At 46.9% G+C, this 26,642-nt stretch carries 19 protein-coding genes, 2 pseudogenes and 1 CRISPR repeat array; of the genes and pseudogenes, 14 read left to right on the top strand and 7 right to left on the bottom strand.

The genetic code is table 11. The features are described 5' to 3' along the window. Positions 1-93: 93 nt before the first annotated feature. The 9 genes and pseudogenes from H3L97_RS07275 to H3L97_RS07235 form a co-directional block, all read left to right on the top strand. The gene (locus tag H3L97_RS07275) at positions 94-2,505 is read left to right on the top strand and encodes a CRISPR-associated helicase/endonuclease Cas3 (protein WP_097114389.1); all 2,412 of its coding nucleotides are present in this window, start codon (positions 94-96) and stop codon (positions 2,503-2,505) included. A gap of 9 nt (positions 2,506-2,514) precedes the next feature. Continuing rightward, positions 2,515-3,234: a type I-C CRISPR-associated protein Cas5c gene (cas5c, locus tag H3L97_RS07270; protein WP_097114372.1), complete on the top strand. Its 720-nt coding sequence runs from the start codon at positions 2,515-2,517 to the stop codon at positions 3,232-3,234. Continuing rightward, entirely contained in the window at positions 3,231-5,258 is a 2,028-nt protein-coding gene (gene cas8c / locus H3L97_RS07265; protein ID WP_097114373.1) for a type I-C CRISPR-associated protein Cas8c/Csd1, read from the top strand. Before cas5c ends, cas8c begins: the two co-directional genes overlap by 4 nt. A gap of 15 nt (positions 5,259-5,273) precedes the next feature. Continuing rightward, the gene (gene cas7c / locus H3L97_RS07260) at positions 5,274-6,119 is read left to right on the top strand and encodes a type I-C CRISPR-associated protein Cas7/Csd2 (RefSeq protein WP_097114374.1); all 846 of its coding nucleotides are present in this window, start codon (positions 5,274-5,276) and stop codon (positions 6,117-6,119) included. A 2-nt stretch (positions 6,120-6,121) separates the two neighbouring features. Further along, positions 6,122-6,730 carry a CRISPR-associated protein Cas4 gene (cas4, locus tag H3L97_RS07255; RefSeq protein ID WP_097114375.1) on the top strand — a complete coding sequence of 203 codons (609 nt, stop codon included), beginning with the start codon at positions 6,122-6,124 and terminating at the stop codon, positions 6,728-6,730. Further along, a pseudogene (gene cas1c, locus H3L97_RS07250) lies at positions 6,730-7,742 on the top strand (type I-C CRISPR-associated endonuclease Cas1c). Before cas4 ends, cas1c begins: the two are co-directional and overlap by 1 nt. Before the next feature lie 99 nt (positions 7,743-7,841). After that, positions 7,842-8,135: a CRISPR-associated endonuclease Cas2 gene (gene cas2, locus H3L97_RS07245; RefSeq protein WP_097114376.1), complete on the top strand. Its 294-nt coding sequence runs from the start codon at positions 7,842-7,844 to the stop codon at positions 8,133-8,135. Between the two features lie 191 nt (positions 8,136-8,326). Continuing rightward, positions 8,327-9,219: a CRISPR direct-repeat array (repeat unit 32 nt; unit sequence TCGGGTACCCACGGGTACCCGTGTGTTTAAAC). 518 nt (positions 9,220-9,737) lie between these two features. Continuing rightward, on the top strand, positions 9,738-10,088 hold the full coding sequence (locus tag H3L97_RS07240) for an IS630 transposase-related protein (RefSeq protein WP_182073064.1): 351 nt from the start codon (positions 9,738-9,740) through the stop codon (positions 10,086-10,088). A gap of 70 nt (positions 10,089-10,158) precedes the next feature. Beyond that, positions 10,159-10,449, top strand: a pseudogene (locus H3L97_RS07235) (transposase); the annotation flags it as partial. A gap of 499 nt (positions 10,450-10,948) precedes the next feature. Here H3L97_RS07235 and ftsZ read toward each other — a convergent pair. The 6 genes from ftsZ to H3L97_RS07205 form a co-directional block, all read right to left on the bottom strand. Beyond that, on the bottom strand, positions 10,949-12,208 hold the full coding sequence (ftsZ, locus tag H3L97_RS07230; RefSeq protein ID WP_097114897.1) for a cell division protein FtsZ: 1,260 nt from the start codon (positions 12,206-12,208) through the stop codon (positions 10,949-10,951). Positions 12,209-12,458: 250 nt separating this feature from the next. Further along, positions 12,459-13,757 (bottom strand): cell division protein FtsA, encoded by a 1,299-nt coding sequence (ftsA, locus tag H3L97_RS07225; protein ID WP_097114891.1) that lies wholly within the window; start codon positions 13,755-13,757, stop codon positions 12,459-12,461. A gap of 21 nt (positions 13,758-13,778) precedes the next feature. Then, positions 13,779-14,579 (bottom strand): cell division protein FtsQ/DivIB, encoded by an 801-nt coding sequence (locus tag H3L97_RS07220; protein WP_097114890.1) that lies wholly within the window; start codon positions 14,577-14,579, stop codon positions 13,779-13,781. Then, a complete protein-coding gene (locus H3L97_RS07215) occupies positions 14,566-15,489 on the bottom strand; it encodes a D-alanine--D-alanine ligase (protein WP_097114889.1) in 924 nt (307 codons plus the stop codon). The genes H3L97_RS07220 and H3L97_RS07215 overlap by 14 nt, the downstream gene beginning before the upstream one ends. A gap of 126 nt (positions 15,490-15,615) precedes the next feature. Next, positions 15,616-17,031, bottom strand: a complete 1,416-nt coding sequence (murC, locus tag H3L97_RS07210; protein WP_097114888.1) for a UDP-N-acetylmuramate--L-alanine ligase — start codon at positions 17,029-17,031, stop codon at positions 15,616-15,618. Between the two features lie 234 nt (positions 17,032-17,265). Next, positions 17,266-17,577, bottom strand: a complete 312-nt coding sequence (locus H3L97_RS07205) for a hypothetical protein (RefSeq protein WP_143269187.1) — start codon at positions 17,575-17,577, stop codon at positions 17,266-17,268. Between the two features lie 14 nt (positions 17,578-17,591). Between H3L97_RS07205 and H3L97_RS07200 the strand changes: the two genes are divergently transcribed. After that, positions 17,592-17,753 carry a hypothetical protein gene (locus H3L97_RS07200; RefSeq protein WP_179655879.1) on the top strand — a complete coding sequence of 54 codons (162 nt, stop codon included), beginning with the start codon at positions 17,592-17,594 and terminating at the stop codon, positions 17,751-17,753. Positions 17,754-17,826: 73 nt separating this feature from the next. Here the strand turns inward: H3L97_RS07200 and trpC are convergent, their stop codons facing one another. Beyond that, positions 17,827-18,609: an indole-3-glycerol phosphate synthase TrpC gene (trpC, locus tag H3L97_RS07195; protein WP_097114886.1), complete on the bottom strand. Its 783-nt coding sequence runs from the start codon at positions 18,607-18,609 to the stop codon at positions 17,827-17,829. Between the two features lie 147 nt (positions 18,610-18,756). Here trpC and smc point away from each other — a divergent pair, with 147 nt between their 5' ends. The 4 genes from smc (at position 18,757) to H3L97_RS07175 (ending at position 26,565) form a co-directional block, all read left to right on the top strand. Next, a complete protein-coding gene (smc, locus tag H3L97_RS07190) occupies positions 18,757-22,245 on the top strand; it encodes a chromosome segregation protein SMC (RefSeq protein WP_097114885.1) in 3,489 nt (1,162 codons plus the stop codon). A 4-nt stretch (positions 22,246-22,249) separates the two neighbouring features. Next, complete coding sequence (locus H3L97_RS07185) at positions 22,250-22,825, top strand: DUF4390 domain-containing protein (protein ID WP_097114884.1); 576 nt, start codon at positions 22,250-22,252, stop codon at positions 22,823-22,825. Between the two features lie 269 nt (positions 22,826-23,094). Continuing rightward, positions 23,095-25,206 (top strand): sensor histidine kinase, encoded by a 2,112-nt coding sequence (locus H3L97_RS07180; protein WP_097114883.1) that lies wholly within the window; start codon positions 23,095-23,097, stop codon positions 25,204-25,206. A gap of 72 nt (positions 25,207-25,278) precedes the next feature. Beyond that, positions 25,279-26,565, top strand: coding sequence for a sigma-54-dependent transcriptional regulator (locus H3L97_RS07175; RefSeq protein ID WP_097114882.1), 1,287 nt, complete (start codon positions 25,279-25,281; stop codon positions 26,563-26,565). Positions 26,566-26,642: the final 77 nt, after the last annotated feature.

Here is a 26,642-nt window from a genome sequence, read left to right as displayed (position 1 = left end):
TGTTAAATATTCTTTAAATTATGTTAAAATTCCCCATTGAGTCTCAATGCGCAAGGCTGTCTGAAACCCATTTTACTGATGATGGTCCAACCCATGCCCCAAACCTTTATTGCTCATGTTAAACAATCTGATGGTACACAACAAACCCTTGCCACACACTTAACCGAAACGGCTGCCATTGCCAAAATTTTGGCAAGCAAGCTGGATTTGGCACCATTTGGCGAATTATTGGGTTTAATGCACGATTTTGGCAAATATTCACATGATTTTCAGGCATACATTCGTGCCATGACGGGCATTGATGCCGATATTGACAACGATTATGAACTGCCCAATGGCAAAAAAATTGACCATTCCACCGCAGGAGCGCAATGGGTGTACCAAAAATTACGCACATTTGGCGGACAAAATGGCATTGGCGAATTATTGGGGCAAATGTTGGGTTTGTGCATTGCCTCTCATCATGGGGCAGGCTTGATTGATTGTTTGAGTCCCGATGGCAGAGCCGTGTGGGACGAACGTTTCAAAAAAAGCGATGATTTAACCCACTTACAAGAATGCCTGCAACAAGCCGACCCTGAAATTCTGCTTCAAGCAAACAATTTGGCAAATGAATCTTTGGTTCAACAATTTAAGAAAAACGTTCAGTTGCTTTTCAGGCAGCCTGAAATCCGCAGCAACCCCAAAATTCAAGCGTTTTATTTGGGGTGCCTGACCCGCTTTTTGTTTGGCTGCTTGATTGATGCCGACCGCATCAACAGTGCCGATTTTGAATATCAACACCAAAAATCACTGCGCCGTTTCAACCAAAAAACCGATTGGCAACCTGCCATAAACAAACTGGAACAACATTTGGCAAATTTTGAAGTCAAATACCCCATTGACACAATCCGCCGCCAAATTTCCGACCAATGCCGCCAACGCGCCCACGATGAACAAGGCATTTACACTTTAACCGTACCCACAGGCGGTGGCAAAACATTAGCCAGTCTGCGCTACGCGCTCCATCACGCCCAAAAACACCATCTTGACCGCATTATTTACATCATTCCCTACACTTCCATCATTGACCAAAACGCCAAAACCGTCCGCGATATTTTGGGCGAAGATTGGGTGCTGGAACACCACACCAATCTCGAACCCGAACAACAAAATTGGCAGGACAAATTGCTGTCTGAAAATTGGGATAAGCCCATTGTTTTTACCACCATGGTGCAATTTTTGGACGCATGGTTTGGTGGCGGCACACGCGGCGTACGCCATGTTCATGCCATGACCAAAAGCATATTGATTTTTGATGAAATTCAAACCCTGCCCATTAAATGTGTGCATTTATTTTGCAATGTTTTAAATTGGCTACAACAATTTGGCAAAAGCAGTGCCATTTTATGCACCGCCACCCAACCTTTACTGCACAAAATCGACGATGAACTTGGCACAATCCAGTTGGCAAACAACCACGAATTGATGGGCAGCGAAAACCTCAATGCCTTATTTGACGATTTATCACGGGTTGAAGTACACCATTGCCAGCAAACAGGCGATTATGATGTTGCCAGCGCAGGCGAATTTTTATTGACCCAATTTCAGGCAAGCCAAAGTTGCTTGTTCATCGTCAATACCAAAAAATGGGCGAAAGATTTGTATGAATACTGCCAAAAACACCATGTTGCCCAAGATGCACTTTTCCATTTAAGCACCAACCAGTGTGCAGCCCATCGCCGCGCCATTTTTGACCAAATCAAATTGCGCTTAAAGAACCATTTACCCGTTATTTGTATCAGCACGCAGTTGATTGAAGCGGGCGTTGATATTTCCTTTGCGTGTGTGATTCGCGCATTGGCAGGATTGGACAGCATTGCCCAAGCAGCAGGTCGTTGCAATCGCCACGGCAAAAAAGAAGGCAAAGGTCAAGTATTTGTTTTAAATTTGAAAGAACCCAACTTTGCCACCGTATTGCCCGATATAGACCAAGGCAAACAATGTGGTGCAAGAACATTACGCGAATGCCCATCATCAACCGCCATTTTGCAGCCTGAAACCATCAATCTTTATTTTCAATACTATTTCTATCAGCGAAAAGATGAAATGGTTTATCGCTTAAAACACAATCACTCGGGCAATTTATTGGATTGGCTGTCGGACAATCCCCGAAACACCTGTCGCCGAGAACTTTTACGACAATCATTCAAAAGTGCAGGACAAGAATTTAAGGTCATTGACGCGCCCACTCGTGCCGTGATTGTGCCTTTTGGCGAAGGCAAAACCTTAATTGCGACATTGTGTGGTGCGTGGCAACCCCAAACCATGCGCGATGAATTGGCAAAAGCACAACAGTTTAGTGTGAATGTGTTTCCCAATGTTTGGCAAGCATTGATGCAACAGGGGGCAATACAAGAAGTTCAGGCAGGCTCAAACATTTATTATGTAACCGACAGCCATTATCATTCCGAATACGGTCTCACCGTTGATGAAACAGGAAAAATGCCTTTTTACGATTTATAAGGAGCAATCATGAACAACACCATTACTTTTCGGGTATGGGGCAGACAAGCACGGTTTACCGACCCGATTACCAATATTGGTGGTGAAAAATTCACTTATCACATTCCCACCTATGAAGCCATAAAAGGCATTTTAAAAAGCATTTACTGGAAACCGACTTTGATTTGGCACATCAAGCGCATTCGTGTGATGAAACCCATTCGCACCCAAAGCAAATCCACCAAACCCAAAGAATGGAACGGTGGCAACACTTTGGCAATTTACACCTTTTTGCAAGATGTGGAATATCAAGTAGAAGCCTATTTTACTTGGAATGAAAATTGGGACGAACTCAAAGAAGACCGCATTGCTGGCAAACACATGGCAATCGCCCAAAGAATGTTAGAACGCGGTGGACGACAAGATGTTTTTTTGGGCGCACGAGATTGTCAAGGCTATGTTGCGCCTTGCACATTTGGTGATGGGCAAGGTTTTTATGATGACATTGACAATTTGGATTTTGGACTGATGTTTCACAGCTTTGGCTACCCCGAAGAAACGGGCAAAAATGAATTGATTAGCCGCTTTTGGGCGGCGAATATGGCACATGGCATCGTTGAATTTCCCAGCGTACACGATTCAGGCAGCCTGAAAACCCGTTTTATCCGTGAAATGAAACCCGAAAAACCATTTCAACGTGAAAAAAATGTCAAATCGGTGGAAAATGAAGCGAAGGAGCTGGGATTATGACTTGGATACAAAAACTTTATCACACTTACGAAGCCGTATCTTGTCAAAATTTAGACAGCACAACACCGCTTACACCCATTGGGCATACCATACAAACAGCCCACATTGTCATTGTGATTGATGGGCAAGGAACGTTCATCACCGCCCGTGTTATGCCACCCAAAACAACCATCATGCTGCCCGCAACCGAATCGTCAGAAAATCGCACCAGTGGCGAAGCCCCACACCCATTGGCAGACAAATTGCAATATGTGGCAAAAGATTATTTGAATTATGGCGGTGGCAAAAAGGCTTATTTTGATGGCTACCTGAAACAATTAACCGCTTGGTGTGAATCATCATCGGCACACCCAAAAGTCAAAGCCATATTAAACTATGTACAAAAAGGTACAGTAATTCAAGATTTGATTAAAGTGGGCGTGTTGCCAGTCAATGAACACAATCAGGTATTAAGCCAATGGGAACAAGAAGGAGAAGCCCCTGAAATTTTTTCAGTCCTACCCAAAACCAAGGGGGAAATTGAATTTGGTTCTGCATTGGTATGCTGGTCGGTAGAGATGGCTGGCGACCCAAACAGCAACACTTGGACAGACAGCAGCATTCAACAAGCATGGACAAATTATTTGGCACAAACCGATGGCGAACAAGGATTCTGCTTTGTAAAAGGCGAAGAAACCACCATTTCTACCATGCACCCAGCCAAATTGCGTCATACAGGCGACAAAGCCAAACTGATTTCCTCCAATGACAAAGAAGGCTATACCTACCGTGGGCGTTTTGACACCGCAGAAGAAGCCGCCAGTGTATCGGCAGAAGTTTCTGCCAAAGCACACGGTGCCTTGCGTTGGTTGATTGGTCGCCAAGGCATCAAAAATGGCGAGCAAGTTACGGTTGCTTGGGCAATAGGTGGGCAAAAAGTCCCATCGCCATTGGCGGACATGTTTTTTGATGTGCATGCCGATACCCATGAAGACACACCCAATGAAACACCCCAGTCTGAAAACCTCAAAGATTGGTCTGCCGACATGGGCGAACAAGCCGCCGTATTGATTAAGAAAAAACTGCATGGCTATCAAGCCAAATTGGACAAACACGAACAAATTTCTTTATTGATGCTTGATTCTGCCACCACAGGTCGCATTGCTTTAACTTACTATCAAGAATTTTTACCCCAAACGTATTTTGCCAATTTGGACGCTTGGATTGATGATTTAACATGGTATCAGCGTTACAGCACAGAAAAGCCCGATGCCAAAAAATCGGATAAAAAACAAAAAATTTGGGCAAAAACCGCACCATCGCCTTTTGCCATTGCACAGGCTGTTTATGGCAAATCATTGAGCGACACGTTGAAAAAACAATTGTATGCGCGCCTGTTGCCTGTGATTGCGGGTGGGCGAAGTGTACCCATTCCCTACGATTGGGTAAAAAACAGTTTTCAGGCTGCCTGCAATCCCAGTAGCCACGATTCAATTTGGGAATGGCAACGCAATATTGGGGTTGCCTGCGCTTTATACAAAGGCTGGCGCGCCCGTCATCATGACTTATTACAACGGAGAACCTACACCATGAGTTTAGATACAGAAAACCGCTCACGCGATTATGTGTTTGGCAGATTATTGGCAATTGCCGAACACATCGAGCGCATGGCATTAAACATGACAAATGAAATGCGTGCCACCAATGCCGAACGCTACATGCAACGTTTTGTGAATAGCCCCTTTAAAACATGGCAGCAATTGGAAATCAATCTTAAACCTTACAAAGAACGATTGCGTAAAGATTATCCTGTACGCATTTCTGAAAAGTTCACTTTACAGAACCCTTTGGCATTTTTAAACAATAAAAACAATGAAATAAGCCAATTACTCGCCATATTAGATGAATTACATCAATCAGGTTGCGATTTGAATCAGCCATTAGAACCCGAATTTTTGCTGGGCTATCACAGCCAAAGAATGGCAAATCGCCAATCCAAGCAGCCTGAATCCAACACACCAGACAACCCAATCCAACAAGCTTAATTGAGGAGCATATTCATGAGCTTAACCAAAAAAATTGATTTTGCCTTAATCATCAGCGTCAAACATGCCAATCCCAATGGCGACCCACTCAACGGCAATCGCCCACGCACCGACTTTCAAGGCTTTGGCGAAATCACCGATGTGTGCTTAAAACGCAAAATCCGCGACCGCTTGCAAGATGATGGCGAGTGCATTTTCGTCCAATCCGATGAAAAGAAAACCGATGGCATGACCAGCCTTGCCAATCGCGCCAAAGATGACAATGTCGGCTTGGGCAAAGATGCGTTCAATGCCAAAAAAGCCAATAAAGACGACACCGCCAAAAAAGCCTGTGCAAAATGGCTTGATGTACGCAGTTTTGGGCAAGTTTTCGCCTTTGGTAAAAGCGAAGAAGGTGCGGGCGTATCCATTGCTGTTCGCGGTCCTGTTACTTTGCATTCGGCATTCAGCGTTGAGCCTGTCAATATTACCAGCACCCAAATCACCAAAAGTGTAAGCGGCGAAGGCGATGGCAACAAAAAATCATCTGACACCATGGGCATGAAACACCGTGTGGATAATGGTATTTATGTTGCCTATGGTGCCATGTCGCCACAACTGGCTGAACGCACTGGCTTTTCTGATGATGATGCACAAAAAATCAAAACGGTATTGACCAAATTGTTTGAAGGCGATGCTTCATCTGCACGCCCCGAAGGCAGTATGCGTGTGCTGAAATTGATTTGGTGGGAACACAATTGCAAATCAGGACAATATTCTTCTGCACAAGTGCATGCCAGCCTGAAAGTCCATGCCGATGGCAGCTATGAGTTGGCACAATTGGCACCAGACTTTACGCCAGAAGAAATCAACGGATTCTAACCATGCGCCCTATCCCACTTTCTGCCTTACAACACCATGCGTTTTGCCCACGCCAATGCGCTTTGATTCACAACGAACAAGCGTGGGCTGACAACTTCCTAACCGCACAAGGCAATGCCCTACACGAACGGGTGGACAATGGCGAACCCGAAATCCGCAAAGGCATTCGCTTTGAACGCAATGTGCATGTTTGTGCAGAAAAGTGGGGTTTAACAGGCATTTTGGATATGGTGGAACACGATTTGCATTCAGGCAGCCTCAAACCCGTAGAATACAAACGCGGCAAGCCCAAACCCACACCCATAGATGAAATTCAACTGTGCGCCCAAGCCCTTTGCCTAGAAGAAATGACAGGCAAAACCATCACCGAAGGCGCATTGTGGTATGGACAAACCCGTCATCGCGTGTGTGTGGCGTTTTCAGACAGCCTGAAAGCCCAAACCACCGAAATCATCACCCAAGTCCAACAATTGCTCAACAGCCAACACACCCCACCACCCCAATACGGCAAACATTGCAAAGCCTGCTCGCTGGTTGAAATTTGTCAGCCCAAGCTGTTTAACCAAGACCGTTCCCCACACTACACCGCACAACTATTTGGCGAAGACTGATGCGCAAACTCCAAAACACACTCTACATCACCACCCAAGGCAGCTATCTGCACAAAGAACGCGAAACCCTAGTCGTTGAACAAGAACGCAAAAAAGTCGCCCAATTGCCCATACATTCCATCGGACACATTTTCTGTTTTGGCAATGTACTGGTTTCCCCCTTTTTATTGGAATTTTGTGGCGAATATGGGGTTAATTTGGCATTTTTTACCGAAAACGGACGTTTTTTAGGGCGATTTGTGGGGCGACAAAGCGGCAACGTCCTATTAAGACGCGCCCAATATCGCCAATCCGAACAAAACCCCATTCCCATCGCCCGCAACATCATTGCCGCCAAAATTCAAGCCAGCAAACGGCTACTACAACGCCAAATCCGCAACCACGGCGAAAACCCAGACATTCAGGCAGCCATAGCCGCACTCAATTCCAGCCTACAACAACTCAAACACGCCCAAAACACAGACACCATACGCGGCATAGAAGGCGATGCCGCCGCCCGTTATTTTGGCGTATTTGGACAAATGCTGTCTGAAAAAGCGGTTTCACCTTTCAAGGCAGAAACCGCCGCCCACCACGAGACGAAGTCAATGCCCTACTCTCATTTTTATACAGCATAGTCGGCAAAGACATATCAGGCGCACTACAAGGCGTAGGGCTAGACCCACAAGTTGGCTTTTTGCACGCCGACCGTTCAGGTCGCGACAGCCTAGCCCAAGACCTATTAGAAGAATTTCACGCATGGCTCATCGACCGCATGGTGTTATCGCTCATCAATCGCGGGCAAATCAAACCCAACGATTTTGTCAAAGAAATCAGTGGTGCCGTCCATATCAAGCCCGAAACACGCAAACTCATCTTCCAAACCCTCCAAAGCAAAAAACAAGAAAAAATCACCCACCCCTTCATCAACGAAGAAGTTGCCATCGGCTTACTGCCCCACATACAAGCCATGTTGCTGTCGCGCCATTTACGCGGCGATTTAGCCGAATATCCCCCATTTTTGGTGCGTTAAACCCACCCAAGCCAGAGTAAAAAAGCAGACGTGGCGTTGCGCCGCCACACCCACGCCCCAGCAGCCCCCACATTTACAGGCAGCCCAAAAGGAAACAAAATGCTCATGCTCATCACCTACGACATATCCCTAGCAGACGAAGGCGGAGCCACACGACTGCGTCATATAGCCGAACATTGTTTAGACTATGGCGTTCGCGTACAATATTCCGTGTTTGAATGCGATATAGTCCCCGACCAATGGGTTGTATTAAAAAACAAACTGTTAAATACCTACAATCCCCATACCGACAGTTTGCGTTTTTACCATTTAGGCAGCAAATGGCGCGGCAAAGTAGAACATCACGGTGCCAAAAAAGCCATAGACATTTACCAAGATACCCTCATTTTATAAATCGCTAACGTGCAGTACACAGCCAAAACCCAAGGGTTTAGCGAATCAAAAAAGTTCCTTAAAAATCAAGAAATCACAATTTAGCACACAGCATATAGGTGCATTTATGCTATACTTTGGTTTCGCCTTTTAGGGTGGCTAGCGAAAACAGGTTCTCAAAGCCAGATGCAGCAAGGCTTCCCAAAGGGGCTTCGGGTACCCACGGGTACCCGTGTGTTTAAACTAATATTTTTACTGGTGTATCTGAATATAAACCAATCGGGTACCCACGGGTACCCGTGTGTTTAAACACTTGCTGATACAACCGTTTGTGTTTGTGCTGTTTCGGGTACCCACGGGTACCCGTGTGTTTAAACTTTGATTTTAGCGGTGATTGTGTTTTTTGTGAAAATCGGGTACCCACGGGTACCCGTGTGTTTAAACAAAGCGCACCCAATCGCTTGTTTTATCGCCCAGTTCGGGTACCCACGGGTACCCGTGTGTTTAAACATACGCAATGAGCTACAAAAGCAGTTTGACGACATCGGGTACCCACGGGTACCCGTGTGTTTAAACAATGGCGAATACACACCCATTCAAGCCTATTTTGTCGGGTACCCACGGGTACCCGTGTGTTTAAACAAGAGACCGTGTTTTAAACGATATTTAGATTGAAGTCGGGTACCCACGGGTACCCGTGTGTTTAAACATCAATTTTATGCACTTTGGCAAAAGCGTCTTTCTCGGGTACCCACGGGTACCCGTGTGTTTAAACAATTTGCAAGGGCAATTTGCCACGATAAACCAATCGGGTACCCACGGGTACCCGTGTGTTTAAACACTTGTATGGGGAAGGTTTAACAGCAGCACAGGTCGGGTACCCACGGGTACCCGTGTGTTTAAACGTTAAACCGAAAGGCAAAAAATGGGCTACCAAGTTCGGGTACCCACGGGTACCCGTGTGTTTAAACACATTAATGTTATCCATCGTTGATGTTGATAGTGCTCGGGTACCCACGGGTACCCGTGTGTTTAAACAGTTTATTGAGAGCTGTCAAATTGATTATGACAAATCGGGTACCCACGGGTACCCGTGTGTTTAAACTATTTTAAGAATTACATATTTAAGTGAACAAAATGTCGGGTACCCGTGTGTTTAAACAAAAGTTATCCGAATTGCGCCATTATGGTTTTACTCGGGTACCCACGGGTACCCGTGTGTTTAAACTCTTACTATCAAAACAATACCCACTCCAACCTATTCGGGTACCCACGGGTACCCGTGTGTTTAAACAACAATGGCAGACATCACACACTCAAAACTGGATTTTCGGGTACCCACGGGTACCCGTGTGTTTAAACTTCGCAATAATCAGCGATGAGTTTGGCATCTTGTTTGTCGGGTACCCGTGTGTTTAAACAACACCTGCACCTGAGATTTGCTCAGGGTCTTCTCGGGTACCCACGGGTACCCGTGTGTTTAAACTGTACTCTTATACGGATTGTACAAACCCTTTGCCATCGGGTACCCACGGGTACCCGTGTGTTTAAACAGTTTCAAGATTTTTTTAAAGATGAATTATAGCTAACCAAAATTAAAATCACTACAATATTAAATTTATCATGGCTTACTCCCAAGACTTACGTAAACAAATCCTAAAAAGCGTTGCAAGCGGTATGACGATACGTCAAGCCTCCGCATTTTATGGCATCAGTACACATACCATTAACCAATGGAAACGAAATGGGATTGAAAGAAAAAAACGTCAATTCAAACCATTAAAAGTTAATCATGAAGCATTATTAAAAGATGTTGAAAACTACCCTGATGCCTTCCAATACGAACGTGCCAAGCGTTTGGGTGTTACCGCAAGTGCAATTTGTTACGCACTCAAACAGCTCAAAATTTCAGTTAAAAAAAGACGAGCCAACACCCAAAACAAGAACCAGAGCAGCGAAATCAGTACCATTTAAAATTGCGTTTTTACAAAAAAATGGGCTATCAAATGGTTTATATTGATGAAAGTGGTTTTGCACACAAACCGTTCATCGTCCAAAAGGCTATTCTCTGATTGGGCGGCGTTGTTATGCGACTTACGATTGGCAAATACGTAAACAAACCAATGCAATAGGTGCATTGTTAAATGGGCGTTTGTTTACAGTTGCTTTGTTTCATCATACGATTAATCGTGCGGTTTTTATTCAATGGCTAAAAGAAGATTTAATACCAAAATTGAATAAAAAGAGTGTGTTGATTATGGATAATGCTCGCTTTCATGTCGGTGAAGAGATTCGTCAATTGGTGGCACAAAGTGGGCATAAGCTGCTGTATTGACCTGCATACAGTCCTGATTTGAATCCTATTGAACAATACTGGGCTTATGCCAAAAATACGCGGCGCAAATACATGATTTCTGATATTGAAATTTTATTTGACCGATATTTGTAGTGATTTTGTTTTTAATTGGCTATAGTTAATCGGGTACCCGTGTGTTTAAACAAGCAAAGCGCGGTTTTCTGCCTGCTCTTTACCGCTCGGGTACCCATGTGTTTAAACAAGCGGAAGTGCAAGATTATTTTGTGCAAGCTGGCTCGGGTACCCGTGTGTTTAAACGTAAGTTATTTTTTGACCCCTTGTTTTGGCTTTTTTCGGGTACCCACAAGTACTCGTGTGTTTAAACCATTACCCATTTTATTTCAAATACTCTCTAAATACCAATTATCCATATAAATAATCCCCAGTCCATTATTCAATGACTGGGGATTATTAAAATCAACACAGTGACAATATTAAAACGAAAAGTTCATATTAAATTATACTTATACCCAATAAATCAATTATTGTTATTGTTGTTATTCTGACGGCGCAACATGGCTGGAATCTCATAGTCATCTAAAACAGATTGACTGGAAAAGTCTGCCGCAACCAAATTCATGCTGCGTGTATTGCGCCCTGAACGGATTACCGTTCCCATGTCTTTTGTGCTGGGCAAATCCAAATCAAGACTCACATTAACCGAAGTGGGGCGATTGCTGCTACTGCTGCGTGGTAAACCCATATCCAACTGATGGCTGCCACGCAAACTGTTGTTGTGTCGATTCAGCATATCGTGATGTTCAGGATTTTCACGCAAACCTGTGGCAATAATGGTAACGCGAATCGCATCTTCGGGCATATTCACGTCTTCTGCTGTACCGAATTTTAACTCTGCATCAGGCGATGCGTATTCGCCCACCACAGACATAATTTCTTGATATTCATCTAAAATCAGGCAATCTGGTGCTGTTGTGATGTTTACCAATACGCCTTTCGCACCGCTCAAACTCACATCGTCCAACAATGGGCTTGAAATGGCTTGTTCAATGGCAATACGCGCACGGTCAGAACCTTTGGATTCGCCAATGCCCATCATCGCCATGCCAACAATGCTCATCATGTTTTTCACATCGGCAAAGTCCAAATTGATGAAACCAGGGCTGGTAACAATTTCGGAAATGCCTGCTACACCATTACGCAACACATTGTTTGCTGCTCGGAATGCTTCGCGTACGGTCGTGCCTTTGCCCAAAGCAGCCAAAAGTTTGTCGTTTGGCACAACAATCAGCGAATCCACATGATTTTTCAGCATTTCAATGCCTTGTTGTGCCACGATGGAGCGTTTGCCTTCGTGTTTGAATGGACGTGTTACCACCGCCACGGTCAAAATACCCAATTCTTTGGCAATTTCGGCAATTACGGGCGCTGCACCTGTGCCTGTACCACCGCCCATACCTGTGGTAATGAACAGCATGTCTGCACCGCTAATGGCTTTGACAATGGATTCTCGGTCTTCCATGGCGGCGGCGCGACCCACTTCGGGATTGGCGCCTGCACCCAAACCGCGCGTTAAACTGGCACCCAACTGAATTTTATTGGGGGCGATGTTGTCCATTAAAGACTGGGCATCTGTGTTGGCACTGATGTATTCTACACCCTGAATCGGGTTTTCAATCATATTGTTAATTGCATTGCAACCACCGCCACCGACACCGATAACTTTAATAACTGCTGGACCTGTGGGTACTTCAACAAAGTTATAAATCGGTTTTTCCATTTTATACATACTCCATCATACCCTTTGGCGGGGCATGTTCAAATCAATAGCAAAATAACCCCGCATTATAAAGAAGTCTAGTCGGCTTGGCAAAAGACTTCTGAAACACAGCCTATTTGGGGCGAATCCTTGTTTTACGTTTTTTGATGTGGTTTGGCAATCCGTTTGAAATGGATATTTAGACTTTCAGGCTGCCTGAAAATGGAAAAACAAGCCAAACCACGCACTTTTCATTTTTTGTTTGTTGCCATCACAATGTTTTGTTAATCCAATCTTTTATGCGAACAAACAAACTTTCTTTGGGTTCATCGTGCTGGTCATAACGATTGTTTTCGTATTCGGGTTCTTCAATGACAGGCTGCGGCTTGGGCTGGCGGCGATTGGGCACACCTGCACTTTGTCCGCGAGGATTGCGCTCTTTGGCTGCCTGCAACAAACCAATCACGGTTGAATAACGTGGATTGCGCACACGTTCAGACAAACCCGCCATTTCTGGGGGAACACCAATGCGTACAGGCAGGTCAAACACATCTTCTGCCAACTCCACAATGCCGCGCAACAGCGATGCGCCACCTGTTAAAACAATACCCGAAGTCAAAACTTCTTCTGGGAAACCCGAACGGCGCAATTCGTTCAAGGTCAATTCCAAAATTTCTTCTACACGCGGTTGAATCACACTTGCCAACACACGGCGTGAAATTTGACGCGAACGGCGGTCGCCCACACTCGGCACTTCCACCATGTCGTCCAAGCCTTCAATGTTTGCCAACGCCACACCATAATTCACTTTGATGTATTCGGCAGAGCTGGAAGGCGTACGCAAAGCGTGTGCCAAATCGCGTGTAATCAAATCACCCGCCACGGGAATCACGGCAGTATGGCGAATCGCACCATTGGTGTAAACGGCAATGTCGGTTGTGCCACCGCCAATGTCCACCACACACACGCCCAATTCTTTTTCATCTTCGGTCAAAACGGCTGACGCACTTGCCAAAGGTTGCAACATGATGTCGTCCACCACCAAACCGCAACGTTGCACGCATTTTTGAATGTTTTGCATGGCGGTAACGGCACCTGTGATGATGTGTACGCGCGTATCCAAACGCACACCACTCATGCCAATGGGTTCGCGCACCCCTGGTTGATTGTCAATGATGTATTCTTGCACCACGGTATGCAACACTTGGTGGTCGGGTGGAATATTGACCGCTTTGGCGGTTTCTTTGGCGCGGTCAATGTCGGCTTGGGTTACTTCGCCATCTTTGATTTTGACCACACCTTGTGAATTCAGGCTGCGAATATGGTTGCCCGCAATACCTGTGGTCAGATTGGTGATTTTGCAATCTGCCATGTGTTCAGCTTCCGACATGGCATGTTTGATGGCTTGGGCGGTGGCATCAATATTTGTTACCATGCCTGCCTTCAAACCACGCGATTGCGCTTGACCAATGCCGACAATGTGAATTTCATCGTCAATCAGTTCGCCAATTAAGGCAATCACTTTTGATGTGCCAATATCCAATGCACTGATGTATTGTTTGTTTTCCATTTCACTGTCTCAATTGAAAATTTAATGATTTGAATTGGGTTCAAGGTTGGTTTCCTCTAACGCCATTTTAGCAGCTTCTTCCGAATTGGCGGCTGCTTTGCTGCGATTGCGCGTGGCAAAACCATCGCCATAACGCATATCCACATAATCCAATAACAAGGCTTGCTCGTGCAATGAATGCTGCCAAGCATTGGCAAAACGACTCAATCGGGTGTTCACATCGCCTTTGCCCAAACGCAACTCAATGCCATTGTTCAACATCATTGACCACGATGAGCGCGGGGTATATTGTAAACGGAGAATGCCCAAACGCAAAGGCTGCAATTCTGAACTGAATATTTTGTATTGGCTGACCATTTGTGCCAACACGGTTAAATCGCCGTCAAATAAGGGCAAAGGTTTGTTGTAGGCTGCCTGAAAAACTTTGCCTTCGCCATCAACCAAACCTGCTACATGACCTTCTTGTACCCATTTGGCAACAGGTTCATGTTCTTTTACCGTAATGCGAATGGCATTGGGGAAAATGCGTTCCACCACCACATCATCAACCCATTCACTTTGACTGGCAAGGCGTTGTGCCTCGTCCAAATCCACATAAAAAAAGCTGCCACTTAAATGTGGTTTCAAACGATTAAACAATTTTTGTTTGTCCACATATTGTAAAGTTTGATGTGATTGTGGCGCAACAATGTCCACCGTGGCAATTTGAAAATAATCGCTGTATGACACCCAACGAATCGCCGCGCCCAGCAAAAACAAACCAATCACACCATACAAAAATTTGGTTAAAGCACCGCTCACGGCATTTTCATTGTACTTCATAAGCAATTTTCAAAATTTGGATACATAAATCAGCAAATTCAATGCCTGCCTGTTTGGCGGCTTTGGGAATGAGGCTGTGGTCGGTCATACCAGGTAATGTGTTGCTTTCCAAAATGTACAATTTGCCATCTGCGTCTTTTAAAAAATCCACACGACCGCAATTATTGCCACCACCAATAGCGGCAAAGGCTTGCAAAGCCAAGTTGCGCATCAATTTTTCATCTTCATCGTTCAAATCAGATGGGCACATGTAAACGGTGTCATCGCGTTGGTATTTGGCTTCATAATCGTAAAATTCATTGGCGGGAATGATGCGTATGCTGGGCAAAGCCTGACGGTTAATCACGCCACAAGTGTATTCGCCGCCCGACATGAATTGTTCTGCCAAAATTTCGCCGTGTAAATTTTGGGCGCGAAGTTCGCGGTATTTTTGTTGCAATTCGCCTGCTTGTTTGATTTTGTGTACACCCACGCTGCTGCCTTCGGCGGCGGGTTTGATGAACAGGGGCAAGCCCAATTCTTGTTCCACTTTGGCAAAATCGCTGTCATCGCGCAAAACGGCAAAAGGTGGAATGGGCAAACCCAAAGCCTGCCACAACAATTTGCTGCGGTATTTGTCCATGCCCAAAGCCGACGCCAACACGCCACAACCTGTGTAGCGCACGCCCAAGGCTTCCAATGCGCCTTGTACTGTACCGTCTTCACCATAACTGCCGTGCAAGGTGTTGAAGGCTGCCTGAAAACCTTGTGTTTTCAATTCAGACAAATCGGTTTCTTTGGGGTCAAATGCGTGTGCGTCCACGCCTTTGCTTTTTAAGGCAGCCAAAATTGCTGCGCCACTGTTGAGCGATACTTCACGCTCGGACGAAAAACCGCCCATCAAAACAGCCACTTTACCAAATTCTTTCATCGTGTGCTTTCTGTTTCACTGCCTTTCAGACAGCCTTTTTATTGTTCAAATGTGTTGTGGGAATGCCTTTTCAGGCTGCCTGAAAAAACGTTTTTTTGCCCCAACAACACCAAAATTCATTCAAAATCATTCAGCAGCAGGTGCGGTTAAATCCAACAAGGCTTGCGGTACGCGACTGATGCTGCCTGCACCCATGTTCAACACCACATCGCCATCTTGCAATACATTCAACAGCGTTTCAGGCAGCGCGGCAACGTCTTCACAAAAAATCGGTTCAATTTTGCCTGCCACGCGCACGGCACGGCTCAATGCGCGACCGTCTGCGGCAATAATGGGGTCTTCGCCTGCGGCATAAACTTCGGTCAAAACCACGCAATCGGCACGATTCAAAATTTGCACGAAATCTTCAAACAAATCGCGTGTGCGTGTGTAGCGGTGCGGCTGAAACGCCAAAACCAAACGATTATTGGGATACGCACCACGCGCTGCCGCCAAAGTTGCCGCCATTTCCACAGGGTGATGACCGTAATCGTCAATCAACAAAGCGCGACCGCCATTGGGCAAATCAATCTCGCCATAGCTTTGGAAACGCCGCCCTACCCCACTGAATTCTGCCAAACCGCGCTGAATCGCCTCCACAGACGCGCCGCATTCCAATGCCACGCCAATTGCCGCCAAAGCGTTCAACACATTGTGTCGCCCTGGTAAATTCAGCACCACATCAAAATTCAAATCGCCTGATTTGCGTTTGGCACACACGCGAAATTGCATTTGTGCGCCCGATGTTTGCACTTGGGTGGCACACAAATCGGCGGTTTCATCGTCAATATTGTAGGTGGCAAAGGGCTTGTTGATGCGCGGCAAAATGGCGCGAACGTGTTCGCTGTCGGTACACAAAAAGGCTTTGCCATAAAACGGCATGCGATGCACAAAATCAATAAAGGCTTGATGTAAATTTTCAATTTTGTGGTCGTAGGTGTCCATGTGGTCGGTGTCAATATTGGTAATCACCGACAACACGGGCGATAAATACAAAAATGACGCATCACTTTCATCGGCTTCGGCAACCAAAAAATCGCTTTTGCCCAACTTGGCATTGGTGCCTGCGGCGGTGAGTTTGCCGCCAATCACAAAGGTGGGGTCTAAACCTGCTGCGCTCAATATGCTGGCGGTTAGGCTGGTGGTGGTGGTTTTGCCGTGTGTGCCTGCAATGGCAATGCCTTCGCGAAAGCGCATCAATTCTGCCAACATCATGGCGCGTGGAATAATGGGAATGTGTTGCGCGTTGGCTGCCTGAACTTCGGGATTATCGGCTTTCACAGCGGTGGAAGTAACCACCACGTCCACATTTTGCACGTTTTCGGCGGCGTGTCCTTCAAACACGCGCACACCCAATTTGTTTAAACGGCGCGTTACGGCACTTTTGGCTTGGTCGGAACCCGATACTTCGTAGCCCAAATTGTGCAACACTTCGGCAATGCCACACATACCTGAACCGCCAATACCCACAAAATGAACTTTTTTAACTTTATTTTTCATCATTTTTACATTTCCTTACCGTGTGTTGCGATATTTCGCGCTTTCAGGCTGCCTTTGCGCCAAAAATCGGTTATTTTAAAGGTGTTAAGATATTTTGACAATTTCTTTATTGATTTTCAGAAAAATGCGTTTTCAGGCTGCCTTACAGCACACAATAAAAATCAAATTAGGGGATATTGAGGATTTGCGCTCTGTCGCCGAAGGCAAAAATTTTCATTTTATCGCGCACCATCAAAATCAATCGCAACCCAAATGACGCGCCACGCCATTGAAACTGTCGTTTAAAATGCGGCAACTTTGCTCATCGGCATTGGCTTGCAACACCAAATCGTTTTTCAATTCTTCGTTGAGGCTCAACAAGCCTTCGTGGTCGCTTTGTTTGGCAAAGCATTGTTCAACACGTTGATAATATTGCGAACAAGCTGACGGCAAGGGCGGCAAAGACACATCAGACGCACGCGAAACCGCCGATGCACTGCGGGCAATGTTTTGAAATTCGGCAATATCGGACGCGGTAATGCTTTGCATGGCTTGGCGGCTGCTTGCCAAAATGTCTTGTTCTTGTGGGCTGTTTAAAAATTTGCGATGCGATGGGCGATGATGCGGCTGCCTGTGCAAAAGTCTGCGATGCGTGTTGGGCAGTGAGCGGTGGGGCAACGGGCGTGCTGTCGGGCTGCTCGGAACAAGCCGCCAGCGTTAAAATGGCAATGATTGAAAGTGAATAAATGGACTTCATAAAATCATTCAGGCTGCCTGAAAAGGCTTTTGGGGCATTTCAGGCAGCTTTGGTTGGGTTGATTAAAACAGGCTGCTCACTTCGGCAACAATGTCATCGGCGCGCATGAACGTTTCGCCAATCAAAAAGGTGTGTACACCGTGCTGGCGCATGAAATCCACATCGGCTTTGTGGCGAATGCCGCTTTCGGTAATCGGGATAAAATCGCGCAAATGCGGCAAAAGTTGCACAGTTTGCTGCAAATCCACGTCAAAAGTCCGTAAATTGCGATTATTGACACCGCGCAAGGGTGTGGTCATTTTGGTGCATTTTGCCAATTCGCTTTCATCGTGCAATTCAAGCAGCACCGCCATGCCCAAGCTGTGCGCCACGTTTTCCAAATGCAATAAAGTGGCTTCGTCCAAAGCGGCGGCAATCAGCAAAATCGCGTCTGCGCCCCACACGCGGGCTTGATAAATTTGGTATTCGTCTATCATAAAATCTTTGCGTAACACGGGCAGCGACACGGCTTCACGCGCTTCACGCAAATAATCAGGCGAGCCTTGAAAATATTTTTCATCGGTCAAAACCGACAAACAGGCTGCCCCTGCTTTTTCGTAATCTTGGGCGTGCTGGGCTGGCTGAAAATCGGCACGAATCAAACCTTTGGACGGACTGGCTTTTTTGATTTCGGCAATGATGGCTGGCACACCTGCGGCGTGTTTGGCACGAATCGCGCCCACAAAATCGCGCACAGGGCTGGCTTCACGCGCCAGTTGTTGCATTTCAGGCAGGGAAAGGTGTTGCTGGGCTAGGGCGACTTCTTGTTGTTTGGTCGCCAAAATTTTTTGCAAAATATCAGACATAAAAACGCACTCAATTCACAGTTGAACGGATTGTAGGGCAAATGTTATTTTTGGTAAAGACACGGTGTGTGTTTTATAATAGCCGTTTTTGATTTTGCCCGATGATTTTCAGGCTGCCTGAAAACAAAAAAAGGTTCTCCACACATTATGCGCTTAACCCAAATCAAATTAGCAGGATTCAAATCGTTTACCGACCCCACCACCATTCATGTGCCAGCGCAACTGGTTGCCGTGATTGGTCCCAACGGCTGCGGCAAATCCAATGTGATAGACGCGGTGCGCTGGGTGCTGGGCGAAGCGTCTGCCAAACAATTACGCGGCGAATCCATGCAAGATGTGATTTTCAACGGTGCTGCCACGCGCCGCCCTGCCCCACGCGCATCGGTGGAATTGGTGTTTGACAACAGCGACCACAGCTTACAAGGCGCATGGGGGCAATATGCCGAAGTGTCCATCAAACGCCAACTCACGCGGCAGGGCGAATCCAGCTACTACATCAACAATCAAGTGGTGCGCCGCCGTGATATTACCGATTTGTTTTTGGGAACGGGCGTGGGCGCGCGCGGTTATGCGGTCATTGAACAGGGCATGATTTCGCGGATTATTGAGGCGCGACCCGAAGAACTCCGCGCCTATATTGAAGAGGCGGCTGGCGTATCCAAATACAAAGAACGCCGCCGCGAAACCGAATTGCGCTTAAAAGACACGCGCGAGCATTTGCAACGCCTGTCGGATTTGCAAAATGAGTTGGCGCGTCAGGTAGAAAAGCTGGAAAAACAGGCTGGCACGGCAGAACATTATCAAAAATTGCAAGATGATTTGGCGCATTGGCAAAATTTGTTGGATTTTGTGCAATGGCAAAACGCGCTGCTTGCCGCCGACCAGTTTAGCGAGGCGCATTATGCGGCACAATATCAACAAGAACAAGCGGTTGAACAACAAAATGCGTTGAGCGACCAAATCCAAACCCTGCGCCAAACCGAGCAGGAACAGCAGCAACATCATCATTCGCTCAATCAGGAATACGCGCTGTTGCGTGAACAAATTGCGCGTTTGGAAGAGCAACTTCGCGCCTATCAAAATCAGCAGCAGCGCATGGAACGCGATAAGGCAAACGCGGCAACGGCTTTGCAAAAAATCCAACAAGAACAAATCGTGATTCGCAGCGAATGCGATTTGATTGAGGCGGATTTGCTGACCCAACAGGAAACATTGAGCGAATTGGCAATGGCGGTGGCGGAACATGAAACAAGGCTGCCTGAATTGGAACAAATGCAACAAAATACGCAATTTGCCCATCAAAATCAGCAAAATGAGCTGAATCGCATCAAACGTGAATTGGCTTTGAAACAGCAGCAACAACAGCACATCATTGCCACGCTGGAAAATCACGCCAAACGTGGCACGGCTTTGCAAGAAGAACAGGCTGCCTTAAATTTGCCGCAAGAACAGGAATTGAACACAGCACAAGAACAAGCAGAAATTTTGCAAAATCAATATGATGAAAGTGAAAGTGTGTTGCTTGATGTGGAAAGCCGTTTGGCGGAAATGAAGGGGCGCGTTCAGGCTGCCGAAACGGAATATCAGCAATATTATCAACAACATTTGAATGCACAAGCGCAACAACAGGCTTTGGCAACTTTGCTGCAAGACCACAATACGGCAGATTTTTGGCAACACACCGAATGGTCGTCTGCGCCTGCGCTGTGGCAGCATTTGACGGTGCCAAGCGAGTGGCAACACGCGCTGAATGTGATTTTGGCGGAGCGTTTGCAAGCGCGTTGGCTGCCTGAATCGGTGCAATGGGATTGGGCAAATTTGCCACAAGGCGCGGCGGCTTGGATTAACGTTTCAGGCAGCCTGAACAAGAAAAATCAGCCTGTTCAAGCCCTTATCAATCAAATTCAGGTAAGCAAGGATTTTCAGGCTGCCGTCCAATATTGGCTGGACGGTGTGCTGTGTGCCCCCAATTTGGCTTATGCGGTGGCGCAACAAAATACTTTACAAAACAATCAACTGTGGCTCACGCCCGAAGGTCATCGGGTGGACAAAATGGGGGTGGTTTTGTTTGATGCCAACAGCAATCTGCAACCGATTCAGTATCAAAATCGCCACGATGAATGGGTGAATGAATTGGCGGCATTGTCGCCCAAATTGGCGCAGGCGCAAGCGTCATTTGAAAAATTAAAAGAAGAATATCAAAAACTTGAAAATCAATACCGCGATATTCAAAGTCAAAATCGCCAGCAGGCTGGGCAATTACAGGCTGCCCAACATCGGGCAAATGAATTGTTTGCGCGTACCAATCAGGGGCAGTTGCGCCGCGAACACATTGAGCGCGAATTGGCACAAATCGCCGAAGATAAACGCCATTTGCTGCAACAACGCGACAATTTACACGATGACATAGACACGCTGGCTTTGAGCGCGGCGGAATTGGAAACGCAATATTTGGCACTTTCCGACAACCATCAGGCGCAACAAAATGCGTTCAAACAGGCACAACTGGCTTTGTTGGAGGCGAATCGGCAATATGGTTTGGCAGAAATCGCGCAACACAAACAGCAGCAGCGTTTGGACAGCTTACGCCAAAAAATTGATGAACTGGAACAGCAAAAAGCCGATTGGCAAGAACGCCAAACGGAATTGAATTTGCAGGACGAAAACGAGGGCGAACCCCACCACGCACAAAGGGTACAACTGAATACTTTGAGCGAACACGCGGCGGAGTTGCAAGACCAAATTGACGCGGCACAAAAAAGGCTGGCTGAAACGCAAAATGCGGGGCGAGAATTGTATGCCCAACAGCAAACTTTGGCGGCACAACTGCCGCAATTTCAGGCAGCCGCGCAAAATACGCTGTTGCAACAACAAGAAGCCCTGTTGAACGCCAAGCGTTATCACGAAAACCTGCACGAGCGCGCTGCCGATTTGAGCCAACTGGAAAAAGCCGCCAAAACCGCACCTTCTGTGTCCAATATGGCGCAAAACATCGCCAAAATCAGCCAAAACATTCAGTCGCTGGGCGCGGTAAACTTGGCGGCATTGCAAGAATTGGCAGAGGCGCGTGAACGCGATGAATATTATCGTCATCAAAGTGGCGATGTTCAGGCAGCCATCGCGCTGCTGGAAGAGGCAATCGCCCAAATTGATGGCGAAACCAAAACCCGTTTCAAAGAAACCTTTGATGCGGTTAATGAAAAAGTGCAAACCTTTTTCCCCACGCTGTTTGGCGGTGGCGAAGCCAGCCTGAAAATGAGTGATGATGATTTGCTCACAGCTGGCGTATCCATTATGGCGCGCCCACCCGGTAAGAAAAACAGCACCATTCATCTGTTGAGCGGTGGCGAAAAAGCCTTAACCGCGATGAGTTTGGTGTTTGCGCTGTTTACGCTCAATCCCGCACCGTTTTGTTTGCTGGACGAGGTGGACGCGCCACTTGACGATGCCAACACCAGCCGTTTTTGCGATTTGGTTAAGGAAATGTCGGCACAAACGCAATTTTTGTACATTTCGCACAACCGTTTGACCATGGAAATGGCAGAACAACTCATTGGCGTAACCATGCAAGAAAAAGGCGTATCGCGGATTGTGTCGGTGGACATTCAGCAGGCTTTGCAAATGGCAGAGAGTTAATCACATGAAATCTTTTTTAAAAAACATCATCATGCTGTGGTTGCTGTTGTTCAGCTTTCAGGCAGCCGCAGATGGCATCAATGCCACACGCCATGAAGGGCGCGTGTTGTCCAATGGCAAACTTGCCATCAGCAGCCGTTTCAAAACCGAGCTGCCTGAACAACTGAAAGAAGCCTTACTCAAAGGCGTACCATTGGATTTTGCGCTCACTTATCAGTTGGAACGCCCTACCCTAACGTCTTATCGCGTGAAATTGAATCAATGGGTCAGCAACAATGAACACACGGTCAATTATCGCCTGTCGTTTCACCCATTGACCAATAAATACCGCGTGAGCGTTGGCACATTTTCCAGCGAATACAACAATTTGGACATCGCCCTACGCGCAGTTGGGGCGATTGTAAACTGGCGCGTGTTGCACGAGGGCGCATTGAGCAACACCGACACGCAAGACATACGCGCCCAAGTTCGGCTGAATTTAAGCACGTCCAAATTGCCCAAACCGTTTCAGCTCAATGCGCTCACGGCAAGCCATTGGGATTTGGATTCGGGCTGGATTAATTTAAACATCAACCCATGATGCTGCTTTCAGGCTGCTTAGGGGCTAATGACAATTTGGGCGCGAAGTTGGTTTTTCAGGCAAAATTGTCAAATTCAAGGAAAAAATGCGAGTCAATGCCACCCATTGGCGAGTATTTTTGACGCAGAAGTTGGCGATTTTGATGAAAAAACAATCGCGAAACGAATTGTCATTAGCCCCTACTACAACTTAACCCTTTTCCAGCAATCTGCCCCACCCTAATCCGCAAACAGGGGTGGGAACAGATTGCCACAAACCCCAAAGTTTTTATGCAAAAATTTTTCATCATCGCAGGCGCATTGGCTTTTTTGGCACTTTACGCCCTCACGCTCACCACCGACAGCAACAGTGCATTGTCCCCCTATTTTTGGTGGGTGGTTGCCATTTGTGGTGCATTTATGTTGGCGTTTTTGGGTGCGATTTTGCGCTATTTATTCCAAATGGTGCGCGACAAACACCATCGCGTGTTTGGTTCACAAATTGCGCGGCGATTGTCGGTCATGTTTACGCTGGTGGCGGTGCTGCCTGCATTGGCATTGCTGGGCGTATCGGCACAATTCATTTCGCACAACATCAAAACTTGGTTTGGCAACGACACGCGCGAAGCCTTGGAACGCAGCTTGGCTTTGAGCAAATCGGCGGTCAATCAATCGCTGGAAACGATTGGCAATCAAGCCATTGTGATTCGCAACCATTTGAGCATAGCCGAACAACAAAATTATCCCCAACAGGCTCTGCACACCGAACAGGCGCGCCAGTTTACCCAACTTGCCATTTGGGACATGAAAAGCCAAACCCTGCTCCACCAAAACAACCCACTCAAACTCATGCAACCCGATGTGGACGACAAAGTTTTTACCCAATTACAACAACAACATCAGTTTAATTTTGCCGAAAAAATCAACGATACGCTCTACGCAAGCGGCTGGCTGGCATTGCCTGAACGCAATGGCACACAACTTGCTTTGTTTTTCAGACAGCCCATTCCGCCCCAAATTGCCGCCGATGCCGAACTCATCGAATCCGCTCGCGCCAAATATGCCGAATTGCTGTTTGCCCGACAAGGTTTGCAAACGTTTTTCCTGATTACTTTGGCAATCGCCGCAACTTTGGCGATTTTATTGGGCTTAACCGCCGCCTTGTATTTTGCGCGTAAATTTGTTGAGCCGATTTTGCAACTTGCCACAGGCACATCTTCGGTGGCACAAGGCGATTTCAGCCAGCGCATTGTCGTTCCCAACAAAAAAGATGAATTGGGTAAACTTGCCGACTTGTTCAACCACATGACCGAACAACTCGCCATCGCCAAAAATGCCGACCAACTGCATCGCCAACAACAAGAAGCCGCACGACATTATTTGGAGCGCGTATTGGAAAGTTTGAGCGCAGGCGTTTTAACGCTAGACGATTCAGGCTGCCTGAACACCCACAACCAAAGTGCCAGCACCATTTTTGATGTGGATTTGAGCCAACTGCACGGCAAAAATTGGGAAGATTGGGCGCACCTGTCGCCACAACACCAAATTTTGAGCGACACCATCGCCCAACTGCTTGATTCAGCCGCCCACCCCAATGGCAGCGAAATCAGCTATTCAGGCACAGACGAAACACGCATACTTTCGGGCAAAGCATTCAGGCTGCCTGCCGAAAATGGCAACGGCTTGGTGTTGGTTTTTGACAACATTACCGCGCTGGTGATGGCACAAAAAGAAGCCGCTTGGGGCGAAGTTGCCAAACGTTTGGCGCATGAAATCCGCAATCCACTCACGCCCATACAGCTTTCTGCCGAACGCTTGGCGTGGAAATTGCACGACAAACTGGACGAACCCAGCCAACAAATCCTAACAAAATCAACCGACACCATTGTCAAGCAAGTGGCGGCACTCAAAGAAATGGTGGAAGCCTTTCGCAATTATGCCCGCGCCCCCAAGCTCAAATTGCAAGAAATTGATTTAAACACGCTTGTCAATGAAGTTTTGGTGTTGTATGAAAGCAGCCCTTGCACATTTTCAGCAGAATTGAGTAATATTCCTATGTTGCTAAAAGCAGACACCACCGCCATTCGCCAAGTTTTACACAATCTGTTTAAAAACGCCGCCGAAGCCGCCGAACACGATAGCCAACCGCACGTTCAAATCCGCACTTGGCGCAATGCACAAACACAAGGTTTAACCATAGAAAACAACGGCAAAGGTTTCAGCAAACACATTTTGCAACACGCCTTTGAACCCTATATTACCGACAAACCCACAGGCACGGGTTTGGGTTTGCCCGTGGTCAAAAAAATCATTGAAGACCACAATGGCAAAATCACGCTGCACAATCTGCCTGAAAACGGTGCAAGCGTGCAAATTGAATTTAATGTGATTTCGGGCGCGTGATGGCTCAAACCGATTTCAGGCTGCCTGAAATCCACACCGCCCCGCATACGTCTATTGACTTTGGAAAACAAAATGCGCAGTACAGATATTTTAATTGTGGACGATGAAATTGGCATTCGTGAAGTGTTACAAGAAACACTGGAAGACGAAGGCTACACCGTTGCGCTGGCTGAAAATGCCGAAGAAGCGCGTCAATTACGCAACCAAGTTCGCCCCGCCATGGTGCTGCTGGACATTTGGATGCCCGACAGCGATGGCATTACCCTGCTCAAAGAATGGGCAACCAACGGTCAGCTCAATATGCCTGTGGTCATGATGAGCGGACACGGCAGCATTGACACCGCCGTAGAAGCCACCAAAATCGGCGCATTGGATTTTTTGGAAAAACCCATTCCCCTGCAAAAGCTGTTGGCAACCGTAGAACGCGCACTCAAACACAGCAACAGCCACACCACCGCCCATTTGTCGCTGGACAAACTGGGCAACAGCGCCATCATCAGCGAACTCAATCGCCAACTGGAACGCGCCGCCCAACAAAACAGCCCCATTTTGCTCTTGGGCGAATCAGGCTCGCCTTTTGAAGCCGTTGCCCGCTATTTCCACAAACCCGATAGCGCGTGGCTTGAACCCGCTCGCCCCGAACACATTGTGGATTCGCCTTTGGAAATGCTGCAAAAAGCCGCAGGTGGCGTGCTTTATCTCAACGACATCGCCCAATACAACAAAACCACCCAACAAAGCATCGCCTTTTTGCTGACCAAAGCCGAACGCTACAACACGCGCATCATCTGCACCAGCACCCAAGCCCTGTCTGAATTGCTCAACCAAGCAGGTCAAGACAATAAACTCATGGGTGTGTTGTCGTCTTTGGTGGTACACATTCCGCCCTTGCGCGAGCATGCCGAAGACATCGCCTTTTTGGTCAAACAAATCGCCGAAGAGTGGGCAGAGAGCCAAAAAATGCCACCAGCCAAATTCAGCCCAGACGCGCTGGAACAGCTCTGCCAATACGACTGGCCGGGCAATTTGGAACAACTGAAAAATGTGGTCAAAAACCTGATTGTGAATGCGGAAAATGGCGAAATTCACGCCCAAGCCGTACACAGTATGCTCAATCAATTTTTGCCCCAGCAAGATGATGAATTGATTAGCGGTTTTGATTTCAACCTGCCCCTGCGCGAATTGCGTGAAGAACTGGAACGCCGCTATTTTGAATACCACATTCAGCGCGAAGGGCAAAACATGAGCCGCGTGGCACAAAAAGTGGGTTTGGAACGCACCCATTTGTATCGCAAACTCAAACAGCTCAACATCAACTTTTCGCGCCGCCACAGCCACAAAGAACACGATGGCGAATAATGCGCTTTCAGGCTGCCTGAAAACTTGGCAAAATCCATCAAACCCATGAACACACAAGGGCAGCAACATCTGCCCTT

The sequence above is a fragment of the Alysiella filiformis genome (assembly GCF_014054525.1).
Taxonomy (GTDB): Bacteria; Pseudomonadota; Gammaproteobacteria; order Burkholderiales; family Neisseriaceae; genus Simonsiella; species Simonsiella filiformis.
This window is presented reverse-complemented; position numbering and strand designations above follow the sequence as displayed.